The organism is Methylosinus sp. LW4, from assembly GCF_000379125.1.
GTDB lineage: Bacteria > Pseudomonadota > Alphaproteobacteria > Rhizobiales > Beijerinckiaceae > Methylosinus.
In genome coordinates this window covers 308,946-321,697 of the sequence record NZ_KB900627.1, presented here as the reverse complement: position 1 = coordinate 321,697, position 12,752 = coordinate 308,946, and the positions used below count along the sequence as shown (strand labels likewise).

7 protein-coding genes and 1 pseudogene are annotated in these 12,752 nt (G+C 61.5%); 5 read left to right on the top strand and 3 right to left on the bottom strand.

The window, feature by feature from the left end; genetic code table 11:
- Window positions 1-21: 21 nt before the first annotated feature.
- A pseudogene (locus tag METLW4_RS25690) lies at window positions 22-2,313 on the top strand (heavy metal translocating P-type ATPase); the annotation flags it as partial.
- Between the two features lie 201 nt (window positions 2,314-2,514).
- The gene (locus tag METLW4_RS28590) at window positions 2,515-3,285 is read left to right on the top strand and encodes an efflux RND transporter periplasmic adaptor subunit (RefSeq protein WP_245258545.1); all 771 of its coding nucleotides are present in this window, start codon (window positions 2,515-2,517) and stop codon (window positions 3,283-3,285) included.
- Window positions 3,286-3,390: 105 nt separating this feature from the next.
- On the opposite strand, the gene METLW4_RS0121125 is transcribed toward METLW4_RS28590, so the two are convergent.
- The 3 genes from METLW4_RS0121125 to METLW4_RS0121115 form a co-directional block, all read right to left on the bottom strand.
- Complete coding sequence (locus METLW4_RS0121125; RefSeq protein ID WP_018268226.1) at window positions 3,391-4,944, bottom strand: HAMP domain-containing histidine kinase; 1,554 nt, start codon at window positions 4,942-4,944, stop codon at window positions 3,391-3,393.
- A gap of 6 nt (window positions 4,945-4,950) precedes the next feature.
- On the bottom strand, window positions 4,951-5,565 hold the full coding sequence (locus tag METLW4_RS0121120) for a response regulator transcription factor (protein WP_018268225.1): 615 nt from the start codon (window positions 5,563-5,565) through the stop codon (window positions 4,951-4,953).
- 327 nt (window positions 5,566-5,892) lie between these two features.
- Window positions 5,893-7,509, bottom strand: a complete 1,617-nt coding sequence (locus METLW4_RS0121115; RefSeq protein WP_018268224.1) for an efflux transporter outer membrane subunit — start codon at window positions 7,507-7,509, stop codon at window positions 5,893-5,895.
- 441 nt (window positions 7,510-7,950) lie between these two features.
- Here METLW4_RS0121115 and METLW4_RS0121110 point away from each other — a divergent pair, with 441 nt between their 5' ends.
- The 3 genes from METLW4_RS0121110 to METLW4_RS0121100 are packed head-to-tail and all read left to right on the top strand — an operon-like array spanning window position 7,951 to window position 12,703.
- Entirely contained in the window at window positions 7,951-8,949 is a 999-nt protein-coding gene (locus tag METLW4_RS0121110; RefSeq protein ID WP_198290237.1) for an efflux RND transporter periplasmic adaptor subunit, read from the top strand.
- A gap of 33 nt (window positions 8,950-8,982) precedes the next feature.
- Window positions 8,983-12,228: an efflux RND transporter permease subunit gene (locus METLW4_RS0121105; protein WP_371212338.1), complete on the top strand. Its 3,246-nt coding sequence runs from the start codon at window positions 8,983-8,985 to the stop codon at window positions 12,226-12,228.
- Entirely contained in the window at window positions 12,200-12,703 is a 504-nt protein-coding gene (locus tag METLW4_RS0121100) for a hypothetical protein (protein WP_157235552.1), read from the top strand. Before METLW4_RS0121105 ends, METLW4_RS0121100 begins: the two co-directional genes overlap by 29 nt.
- The last annotated feature ends 49 nt before the right edge of the window (window positions 12,704-12,752 follow it).

Genomic DNA, 12,752 nt, shown 5'->3' with positions numbered 1-12,752 from the left:
GGCGTCGAGAGCGGAACGAGGATGAGTCCGACGGCGAAAAGACGGATCTGGCGCCGGGCGCTGATCCTGCTCGCCATCGCGACTCTTGCGACGGGGCTTTGCGCCGCCTTTTTCGGCCGCTCGGATCTGGCCGGGTGGATTTGGGCGGCGGGGACCATTCCGGTCGCTGCGAGCCTCGCCGTCGCAATCGCGCGTGATCTCCTCGCCGGCCGCGCCGGCGTCGACGTGATCGCGCTTCTCTCCATGTCGGCGGCGCTGGCGCTCGGCGAAGCGCTGGCGGCGGCGATCGTCGCGGTGATGTACGCCGGCGGCAACGTCATCGAAGATATGGCGGTCGGTCGCGCCGAACGCGACCTGAAAGCGCTGATCGATCGCGCGCCCCGCATCGCTCATCGACGGATCGACGACAGGATCGAGGATATTCCGATCGACGATGTCGCGGTCGGCGATCTTCTGCTGGTTCGGGCCGGCGAGGTCGTGCCGACGGATGGCCGGATCGTCGGGGCGAATGCGCTGCTCGACGAGTCGGCGGTGACAGGCGAGCCGCTTCCCGTCGCAAGACGCATCGGAGAGGCAGCCTCGAGCGGAACCGTGAATGCCGGCGAGACATTCGAGATGCAGGCGACCGCCGCATCTGGCGACAGCACATACGCCGGCATCGTCGAGCTCGCGACCGCCGCGCAGACGGCGAAAGCTCCATTCATCAGAATGGCGGATCGCTATGCGCTGCTGTTCTTGCCCGTGGCCCTGCTGGCGGCGGGAGCGGCCTGGGCGCTTTCGCAGGACCCCATTCGCGGCTTGGCGGTGCTGGTGGCCGCCACGCCCTGCCCATTGATTCTCGCGGCGCCGGCGGCCTTCGTCGCAGGCGCCTCGCGCGCCGCGCGCCGCGGCGTGCTGATCAAAGGCGGCGGTCCGCTCGAGGCGCTCGCGCGAACGCATACGGTGATGTTCGACAAGACCGGCACGCTCACCGTTGGCGGCGCACGCCTCGTCGCGATAGAAGCGGGGCCGGACCTCGACGCGAACGAAGCCTTGCGACTCGCCGCATCGCTCGAGCAGGCGTCCCATCATGTCGTCGCCGCCGCCATCGTCGCCGCGGCGTCGGAGAGGGGCCTTTCTCTGCACATTCCCACCGAGGTCCGCGAGACGTTCGGAACCGGGATCGAGGGAAAGGTCGACGGGCGTGACATGCGCGTTGGCGCGCTGCAATTCGTGCAGGGCGACGAAGGCCTCGAGGATTGGGCCGCGCGCGCCGCCCGCCGAGCCTCCTGGCGCTCCGCGCTCACCGTCTTCGTCTCGTCGAACGGGCGCCTCATCGCCGTCCTCCTTCTCGCCGACGAGCTTCGGCGTGAGACGCCGCGCGCGATCCAGACGCTACGCGACGTGGGCGTCGGTCGCATCGTCATGGTCACGGGCGATCGCGCCGACGCGGCCGAAACGATCGGCGCGGCGCTCGATCTCGACGCCGTCCTCGCCGACCGAATCCCATCTGACAAGGTCGACGCCGTCGCCATCGAGCAACGCCTGCATCCGACGCTGATGGTCGGCGACGGAATCAATGACGCCCCGGCTCTGGCCGCCGCGGATGTCGGCGTCGCCATGGGCGCGCGCGGCGCGAGCGCATCCTCCGAGGCGGCGGATGTCGTCATTCTCGTCGATCGGCTGGACCGCGTCTCGGAGGCGGTGGCGATCGCGCGCCGAACCCGTCGCATCGCGCTGCAGAGCATCATCGCCGGAATGGCTCTGTCTTTCGCGACGATGGGAGCGGCGGCCTTCGGCTGGCTCGGCCCGGTGGGCGGCGCGCTGATACAAGAGGCGATCGACATCGCCGTCATCCTCAACGCTCTGCGGGCGCTCGGCGGCGGCTCGACCCTGTTTCGGCGTCCTCTGCCGGAGACAGCGACGCGGGCGTTGCGCGAAGATCACGAGAAAGTCGAGCAGAGCCTCGATCGCCTGCGACAGATCGCCGATGCGTTGGACGCGGCCTCTGCGCGACGCGCCTCAGAATACATAGACGAAGCGGATCGTCTGGTCGCCGACGTCATTTTGGCGCACGAGCGCGACGACGAGAGCGACATCTATCCGCGCATCTCGCATTATCTGCCGAGCGGGCAAGGGCTCGGCGCCATGAGCCGGGCGCATCGAGAGATACGCCATCAGGCGAGACTGCTGGCGCGCCTCGCCGAGGGACAGCGCCCGCACGAGCCCGACAGATATCTGATCCGCGACGCGCAGAGGATCATCGAAGCGATCGAGACGCTCGTTCGAGTTCATATTGCTCAGGAGGAGGACGTCTATGAGCAGGCCGCGTCGGAAATCGGCGGAAGCGGATCGCTCCGCGAGACGCAGACGCGCAAATCCGAAGCGGCATCGGCTTTCGATCGTGCGATAGGCCCGACGGCCGGCGCGCATCGGGTTCGACGAGCAGCTGTCGCGACGCTGGCGGCTCTGGCGATTCTCCTGGGAGGCGGATGGCTCTATTTTCGATCGACACGCGATGCGCCGCGAAGCGGCGTGACGGCCACAGGCGTCATCGAGGCGGCGAGCGCCACGCCGATCTCCACACGCCTATCTGGGACGATCCGCGCTGTCTATTGTGACATCGGGACAAAGGTGACGGCAGGCCGGATTTGCGCCGAAATCGATCCGCAGCCTTATCGCGCCGCCGTCGAGCAAGCAAAGGCCGATCTCGCTCTCGCCGACGTCCGCCTCGAAACAGCCAGAGCGGTCGCCGCCCGGATGGAAAAGCGGATCGAGCGCCAACGAGCCGAGGCAGATCATGGAGCCTTGTCGAAAAAGACGCTCGACCAATCCGAGGCCGCTCTTTCGCGCGCGCGAGCGCAAGCGGATCGGGAAGAGGCCTCGCGCGCTCTGCGCCGAGTTCGGCTGAGCGAAGCCGAGGAGCGCTTGGCGCAGACCGCCGTCACTGTGACAGTCGACGGGACGGTGATCACGCGCGAGGCGAAACCGGGCGACACGATCAGAGCGCGAGATACGCCTGCGCGACTGTTCACGATCGCGACCGATCTCAGCGTCGTCGAGATCGTCGTCACGATACATTCGAGCGCGCTGCGGCAACCGAGGATCGGCAGTCAGGTCGCTTTCAGCGTCGCTTCTCTGCCCGGGCGCGCATTTTCGGGAGTCGTCGAACATGTTTCGCGTTCGACCCCGGATGCCGACCACGCTTCGACGTATCGTGTCGTCATAGAGGCGTTCAATCCCGATCTGCTGCTGCAACCTGGCATGGACGCGACGCTTATGTTCTCCGGGCAGGAAGTCAGGTGATCGGCGCGCAGCGGCTTTCGATTGCGCATCGGGCTCTAGAACTGGCCCGCGCCCGATGTATTCGCTCACATATCGAATCGCGCGCCTGCCGTCGCCGCTGACGATTCATCGCGCTCGACCAGCAGCTTCAAAAGGAAGCGAAACAAAAAAGATTGAGCCTTTTCCTTCTCGGCTTTTCACTTTAATGACGCCGCCGTGCAATTCGACAACGACCTTTGCAAGGTAGAGGCCGACTCCGGTACCCGTGATGCCGGAAGCATTGCTCGCCCGATAATATCTCGAAAATATATGATCGACATCTCGGCGCGGAATCCCAATTCCTCTATCGGAGACGAAAACCTGCAAGGCGGTCCGCCTGCTGCGGACGACAACTCGGACCGCGCCCCCCGGGGAAGAATATTTGATCGCATTCCCGATCAAGTTGCTGAATACCTGACTGATGAGATTCCTGTCCCCATAGAATGGCAATTTCTCGGCGCCGTATTTTTCGATCACTGAGGCGTTGGATGAAATTTCGCGGTGCAGATCGCAAACTTCCTTCAGCACCACGGACATGTCGAGATTGGTCGGATGGAAGTAGAGACGGGGACTCTCGACCACACGGCTGGTTTGCAACAATCCTTCGATCATAATGCTCATCCGCCTCACGGCGGCGCGGATCTTGTTGGCTCGCTCTATAATCACCTCGTTCCGAGGCGCCGGACGAGCATTCAACAAGCGCTGCGCATGCCCATCGATGATCGTCATTGGCGTGCGAAACTCATGCGACGCCATAGAGATGAAATTGCGCTGATTTTCGCCAAGGCGCCGTTCATGCTCCAATTTTTCCTCGAGCATCGAGGCTTCGGTCGCGAGGGCTTGCTGACTGACTTGAAGCTGGATCGCATTTTCACGAAAGACCACGACAGAACGCGCCATTTCTCCCAGCTCATCGGGCCGTTCAGTGTTGTAGATCTGAATGTCCGTTTCATTCCTCGACAGACGCCGCATGCTGGCGGCGAGCTCTAATAGAGGGTCGGTTATCTGCCGAGTTACGTAAAGCATGATCCCGAGGGCCATAGACGCGCCTAGAATGGCGGCGGCGATAATCAACGCGCGAGCTTCTCGAATGGCGTGGTCGTACCGCTCGCTGGCCAAGCGAGCTTGCGTATTGGTTCGGTCGGATAGCCTTCCCAGCGCCTCGCTCGTCGAAGCGAATGCGACTCTGGAAGCCGACATGAAGAGAGATCCAGCCGCCGCCTTGTCTCCTTTCGTCATGATCTCGAGCGTGTGTTTCGCTTCAGCGCGATATGAATTCCAACTCTTTTCGAAGATCCGATAATCCGCTGATTCGATCTCATCGTGCAGTATGCTTTCATATCCTTTCTGCGCTTTTGAAATCGCCTCGTCGAGCGACTCCATCTCTCGCTCTATGGCGATGGCGTCGACATCTTTCGCCGCTATGAGAAAGGCGCCCTCCGCTGCGCGGAAATCCGATGTGAAATTGTCGAGGTCCCCGATATATCGCGTGCTCTTCAACCATCGCTCGCGAATATCTGACGATTCACGATTGACGTCTTCGAGGCGGCCCAATCCGAAGATGCCGATGCCCGCGATCGTAGCGAACAAGAGCCACAAGGATGCGACCATGCGGAACTTTATCGATTGCGTCAGCTTCATCGCGTTCTAAGGCTCGATCAATCCGATTAGCGCGGCTTTGACCGCCGCCTCGATGCGGGTCGCGACGCCGAGCTTGTTTCGTGCGTTGTCGAGATGATAATCGACAGTTCGCTTCGTGATGCTCACGATCGACGCGATCTCATCGGACGTCTTGCCGCGCGCCGCCCAAAGCAAAGTCTCGATCTCTCTTTCGTTGAGTTCGTGCGGCGACGTTTCTGATCCGCCAAATCGCGCGCCGCCTCTCAGTCTGGCGTCGATGATCGCATGCAGCAGATCGAAGTCGATCGGTTTGGTGACGTAATCATCAGCGCCGAGTCTTCTTCCCTTGAGCTCGGTTTCGCGATCGCTCAAAGCCGTCAGGAACACGAAAGGAGTTCGCGCGAAATGGGGGGCGGATCGCAAAAAGTTTTCTAGAACTTCGAATCCCGACATCGATGGCATGCTGATGTCCGAAAGAACGAGATCCGGTCGAAGCCCCGGTAGAAGCGACAATGCCTGTTGGCCGCTGTTCGCGAGAACGACTTTGAAGCCACGCTCCTCGAGCTCTTCGGCGATCAAAGATGAGGTTTCGAAATCGTCGTCGATGCAGAGGATCGTCGCCGAGCGGTCGGTCGTAGACATCTGATTGGCTTCCGAGCTCTCGCTTTATCTCAGAAGCCTATTATAGACTGAGACATCGCGCCGTTCCACCGAAGTTCGACAATGGGCGCGCGCACAACAATTTGCAAATAGGGCGCGAACATGGCCGCTGTGCGGCCGGTCTCTATCTCGCCTTCCAGAAAGCCGCCGGCGTTCCATCGAGATTCCTCCCCGGCGATCTCGTTTTCTTGGAAGGCGCCGCTTGCCAGCCTGACCGGCGCCTTGGCTTTCGCCCATTTCGCCGGAGAACTCTCGAGATCGAATTACACGACATCAAAGCGCTAGACAGTATCGGCGCCGCCTCGGTAATCAGTCGATGCTCGGCATCAGGCCGGCGTTCACAGGCGCGCTCAATTTCTCGATCTGCTCATTGGTCGGGCCGTCTGGTCCATTCGGCGGGAGGTCCCGGAGATTTTCGTCTGTCCAACCGCCGCCGAGCGCCATGAATAGCCCGGCTGTGTCCGAAAGACGGCTCCCCTCCGCGACGACGCGCGCCACCGAGGCGACCAGATAAGTGTTCTCGGCGTTCAATACAGACAGCACATTGACGGCTCCGAGACGCAGTTCGGCTCGCACGATGTCGAGACTCTTCTTCGCCGTCGCTTCGCCATAGGCGGCGGCTCTCACGGCTTTGGCGTCCGCCTCGAGCGCGCGTAACGCATCTGCGACGTTCTGGAACGCGGCAATGACGGTCGACCGATATTGAGCATCTGCCTGGAGAACGCTCGCCTCTGCGGCCTTCTGCTTGTTGAGCAGCGAAAAGCCGTCGAAAATCGTATGCGTCACGGCTGCCGACGCCGTATAGAGTTCCGTGCCGGGCGTGAAGAGTTGCGCGAGTCGATAGGCGCTGTATCCGCCATTCGCGCTCAGCGTGACATTCGGAAGCCGCGCGGCGATGGCGACGCCGACCTGTGCGGTCGCCTCGTGCACATTGGCTTCGGCCGCCCGAATGTCGGGCCGCTGCCGGACGAGTTGCGCCGGCAGGCTGAGCGGCAGTTCGCGCGGCGCCGAGAGAGAACCAAGATGAAAAGTCTCGGCGATCTCATCCGGCGCATAGCGGCCGGCGAGCGCCGTCAGCAGATCGCGCTGCTGCGACAATTGCTTTTCGAGCGGCGGCAATAGCTGCAGGGCCTGCGCCAGAGCCGCTTCTTGGGTGAGAACGTCCGCCTGCGCCGTGTAGCCAGCCTCGAACTGCTTGCGGAGCAGCCCCAGCATCTCTCTATCTATCGCGATCGATCTGCGGACCGCCTCGATTTGTCCCCTTAGCGTGGCCTCCTGCATCGCCGCTGCGACCACATTGCCGGTCAAGGCCAAATAGGCGGCCTCCAGCTGGTAGCGCTGCTGATCCGTCTGCGCCTCCGCCGCCTCGACGCTTCTGAGATTCTGCCCCCAGATGTCGAGCGTATAAGCGACGGTGAGCTGCTTCAACAGCAAGCCATAGGGTGAATTCGGAGGACCGATGTTGGTCGTCGGCGAATTCAAGGCCTGGTTGAAGAGGCTCTGATTGATCGTTTCGAGCGATCGATTATTGGACTGGAGATTGAGACTGTCCGTGGAGTTGAAAATGGCGGTGGGAAGAAACGCGCCTTTTTGCGCCTCGGCGTTGTGATAGGCGACCTTTATCGCGGCTTCTGCCGATTGCAAGGTCGGATTGCTCTCGATCGAGGCTTCGATCAGCCGATCGAGGCCTCGGTTATGGAAAACCTGCCACCAGCGCTTCGGAATTTCGGAGCCTGGGATGTATCTCGGCGCGCCGGCGAGACCCGGCGCCTTGTTGGAAGCGAATTTTTCCGTCGACGGCGGGGAAGGCGACACGAAGTCCGGTCCGACCGCGCACCCCGCCAGCACGGGAAATATCGGCAAGAGCGTGAGGAATATCGGGCGCCCCCAGCGCGTTTTCGAAGTGGACGAGCCGAAGATTTTCATCTCTATCCGAGTTTCCGCCCACGATCATTCTCTAATCGAGCGGCTTCGCTCGGTCCTGTCGCTCCGTGAGACCGGTAAGACAGGAACACGGCGACCGCGAGACTTCAGAGCTTAGGTAGTTCTCCTCCCGCCCGGGGTCTACTGTCATAAATCACAGTAGACCGATCGACCGTCGATCCCCATAGAAAAGTTGGGGATGATCGGGATCGCCACACGCGCATCCGGTCCCGAGAGTCCGCTTCATAAGGGCTTCATATGCGTCTGGGCAAAAGAACAATCGAGGCGAGCGCCCTCGCAGCCGCGATCCTCGTCGCTCTCGCCCTCTCGATCTGGGCGCTCCGAAAGCAAGACGACGGAGATCCGCGCCCCAAGGTAAAAGAACCGGCGGAAACGGAGATCGGGCTCAACGATAAGCAGGCCGGCGCGCTCGAGATCGGGAAAGTGGAAGAGCGAATTTTCGTCGAAGAACGACGAGCCGTCGGGAGCATCGACTTCAATCAGAACCGACTTGTTCAGGTCTTCACACCCTATCAGGGACGGATCATCGACGCCTATTTCAACATCGGAGACCGCGTCGAGAAGGATCAGGTCCTCTTCACCATCGACAGCCCAGACCTGTTGCAGGCGGAGTCCAATCTGATCGCCGCATCCGGCGTGCTCACGCTCCAGACGCGCTCGCTCAACCGCGTCAAGTCGCTTGTCAAGATCGGCGGGGTTTCGCAGCAAGCGGTCGACCAGACGACCTCCGACCAGCAGACGGCGGAGGGGACTCTGAAGTCAGCGCGGGACGCGGTTCGTATTTTTGGCAAGACCGATGAAGAGATCGACAAGATCGTCGCAGAGCGGCGCGCAGATCCACGTCTCATCGTGAAGAACCCGATCGCCGGCTATGTCACCGCTCGAGCCGCCGCCCCTGGCCTCTTCGTCCAGCCCGGCGTCGCTCCGGCGCCCTATGCAGTCGCCGATACCTCGACCATGTGGATGCTGGCGAATGTCGTGGAGGCCGACGCCCCGCTTTTGCAGGTCGGACAGGATGTCCGTGTCCGCGTGGCCGCCTTTCCCGATCGCGAATTCCTGGGAGCCATTACCGTGCTCGGGCCCTCTGTCGATCCGACCACCCGGCGTATCTTCGTGCGCTCGGAGATCAAGGACCCGGAGCATCTCCTTCGCGCCGGAATGTTCGCAGATTTCGTCATTCGCGTCGGCGCGCCGTTTCGCGCTCCGGCCGTTCCAGAGAGCGCGGTCGTTCGAGAAAGTGATGGAGCCGTGACCGCTTGGACCACGCTGGATCGTCGACATTTCAAGCAGAAGACAATCAAGATCGGCCTGCGCCAGCAGGGCTTCGACCAGATAGAGGAAGGTCTTTCCGTCGGCGATCTCATCGTCTCGAAGGGCGCAGTCTTTCTCGACAACCTCGCCGCGATCAGCGCGGCTGAATAGTGCGCTCGCGTTCGAACCGAGGTCGAATCTGTGCTGAAATCCATTCTCGAATTCGGGCTGACGCGGCGCGCGGTCATCGTTCTCGCGGTCGGCGTGTTTATCATCGCCGGAGTGACAGCCTTCACGCGGCTCAATATAGAGGCTTACCCCAATCCTGCGCCCGTCATTCTGGAAATCACCGCCCAGGCGCCAGGGCTCTCCGCCGAGGAGATGGAAAAATATTATACGATTCCGATGGAGATCGCTCTCTATCCGACCCCGCGCGTGACGAACATTCGCTCGACCTCCTTCTACGGCCTGAGCTTCGTGAGAGTCACTTTCGAATATGGGACTGATTATCATTTCGCCTATGCGCAGGCGGCGATCGCCCTGCAGCAAGGCGCATCATTGCCGAACAACGCCTCTCCCATCATTCAGCAGTCGAGTCTCGTCGGCGAAATCTTTCGCTATCAGATCGTCGGGCCGCCACATTTCAGCCTGACCGATCTTCGAACCGTTCAAGACTGGATCGCCACGCGGCGGCTGCTCACCATACCCGGCGTCGTCCAAATCAATTCCTGGGGCGGGACGACGAAACAGTTCAGCGTCGAGATCGATCTCGGCAAGCTCGAGGCCTACAATGTCACCCTTCCACAGGTCATCGCAGCTCTCGGCAACGCCAATGTCAATGTCGGCGGACGTGAGATCGAGCTCGGCCAGCAGTCCGTGAATATTCGCGGCGTCGGTCTCATCGACGACGGCGGCAATGACGATCTGACGAAAGGCTACCGGACGGAGGACATCGAGAATGTCGTTCTCGCGCAATCGAACGGCGTGCCGGTTCAGATCAAGAATGTCGCGAAAGTCACTGTCGGGCATGTTCCGCGTCTCGGCATACTCGGACGCGACCACGAGGACGATGTCGCGGCGGCGATCGTCGTCATGGGCCGCACACAGCATACCAACGAGATTTTGCCGAAGGTCGAGGCCGAGGTCGAAAAGATCAATACGGACGGATCTCTTCCGCCCGGCGTGAAGCTCGTTCCTTTCTACGATCGTGGCTCGCTCGTCGCCGTCACCACGCATACCGTGCTTCATAATCTCGTGTTCGGCTGCCTGCTCGTCTTCTTCATTCAATGGATTTTTCTCGGCGATCTGCGCAGCGCGATAATCGTCGGCGTCAATATTCCCTTCGCTTTGTTCTTCGCGATAATCCTGCTCGTGGCGCAGGGGGAGGACGCCAATCTCCTGTCGCTCGGCGCGGTCGATTTCGGAATCATCGTCGATTCCGCGGTCATCCTCGTCGAGAACATCTTCCGTAACTTTCAAGCGGATCGACCGGCGCGCAATCGTCTCCTGCAACATCTCGCCGAAGGCTTTTGGGGCCCCGATCCCACCGCGCCGACCGGCAGCCACGGCAGCGTACGGCGCTGGACCAATCGGCTCCGACTCATCCTCGTCAGCGCGCTACAGGTCGACAAGGCGGTGTTCTTCACGGCGGCGATCACCGTCACGGCCTTTCTGCCCTTGTTCACCATGACCGGCGTCGAAGGTCAGATCTTCGGGCCGATGGCGCGGACATACGCCTACGCGCTGGCCGGCGCGCTTCTCGCGACCTTCACCGTGACTCCCGTACTCGCGTCGATCGTCCTTCCCGCACGCGTCGCCGAGACGGAGACGGCGATCGTTCGGCGTTTACGCGCGGCCTATACGCCCATGCTGCGCTGGGCGCTCGGCAATGTGCGACTGGCGATCGGCGCGGGTCTTTTGTTCCTCGCGCTCGGCGCGCTTCTCGCGACGCGCCTCGGCAGCGAATTCCTCCCCGCTCTCGAAGAAGGCAATTACTGGATTCGCGCGTCGCTTCCGTCCACCATGTCGCTCGACGCGGGCGTCGAATCGACCCGCAAGATGCGCGAGATTCTCCTACGACATCCCGAGATCATCACCGTCGTGACGCAACATGGGCGTCCCGACAATGGCAGCGACGCCTCGGCATTCTCGGACGTGCAGATTTTCGCGCCGTTGAAACCGTTCGACGAATGGCCGCGCGGTTTCACGAAAGACAAGCTCACGGCCGAGCTCCAGAAGGAGTTCGAAGACGAGCTGCCGGGCGTCGTCTTCGGCTTTTCGCAGTATATTCAGGACAATGTCGACGAAGCTCTGTCAGGCGTGAAGGGCGCCAATTCGGTGAAAGTCATCGGCCCGGATCTCGCGACCCTCGAAAAGCTGGCCGACCAGGTGCGCGAGCAGATCCGAACCGTTGCAGGCGTCGAGGATCTCGAGCTTCTCCACACGCTCGGGCAGCCCAATCTCAATATCAAAGTCGACCGTCAACGCGCCGCGCGCTACGGACTCAACTCTGGCGACGTCAATACGATCGTCCAGGCTGCGATGGGCGGAACGAACGCGACGACCGTGCTCGAGGGCGATCGACAATTCGCGGTTGTTGCGCGCCTCGCGCCGCAATATCGGACGACGCTCGCTGCGATCGGAGACATCAAGGTCGGCTATACGCCTCCGGGCAACACGACCAACGCCTATATTCCTTTGCGCGAGCTCGCGACCATCTCGCTCGAAACGGGAGCATCCTTCATCTATCGCGAACGCAGCCGCCGCTATGTGCCGCTGAAATTCAATATCCGTGGCCGCGATCTCGCCTCGACCGTCGCGGAGGCGCAGGCGAAGGTCACGAAAGCGGTCACACTTCCCCCAGGCTATCAAATTCTCTGGGCCGGTGAATTCGGAAATCTGCAACAGGCCAAGACGCGCCTCGCCGTCGTCGTGCCTCTGTCCTTCCTGCTCATCTTCTCGCTGCTCTACAGTCTGTTCAATTCGCTGCGGGACAGCTTGCTGGCGCTCGCGGGCATTCCCTTCGCGATCGTCGGCGGCGTGATCGCCCTCTATATCTCCGGCGAGAACTTCAGCGTCTCGGCGGCGATCGGATTCATTTCCCTGTTCGGAGTCGCCGTGATGGACGGGATATTGAACATCACCTATTTCCGCGAGCTCACGATCCAGGGCATGGAATTCAGCCAGGCGATATTCCATGGCGCGGAACAACGCATGAGGCCGCTGCTGATGACAGCATTGTCGGCGGGCGTCGGGCTCTTTCCAGCGGCCGTTTCTAACGGCATTGGCTCACAGGTGCAGCGACCATTGGCGACGGTCGTCGTCGGCGGCATGCTGCTCGGCCCGATCATGCTGCTCGTCGTCGCGCCGGCGCTTCGTCAAAAATTCTTGCGAACCTATCGTCCAGCGAAAGAGCCTCGAAATGCTGAAGAAACGCGTCTCGATGCATAGAAGTCGAAATTCGGTGGCTGTCTCCGTGATGATTGTCTGCCTCTTTTCCGGCGGGTCTCTGGCTGGCGACGGACCTCCCACTGCAAGCTCCGATATCCACGCGCGTAGAAAGCAAAAAGAGCCCACAAACGCGAGGCGAGGTCGCGAGAAATCGGCGCAGGGCGAGCGCCCTTGCCCGCGCGCGCAGTGGAAGAACGATCCCGTCTGCTTCGATGCGCCGGATGAGCACACGCTTCCGACGCCCTCTTCCACCGGACCGACGGCAGCGCGCAAATATTCGAATCATGCGGCTCCGGTCGCGGAGGATGTCGAAGTCGGCGTCAAATGGGGCGCGAGCAACAATCCGTCGCAACATGGCTACGACAGCATTCCCATGATCAATTCGGCGAGACGCGGCGTTTACGGGAACGAGGACAATTGGGGCGGCGGTGGCCCCGATAAGCACGTCGGGGCGGGAGTGAATTTGAAATTTTGACGAGAAAGGCGGCTTTATATTCGATCGGTCGCCACGAGGAGGCTCGTGA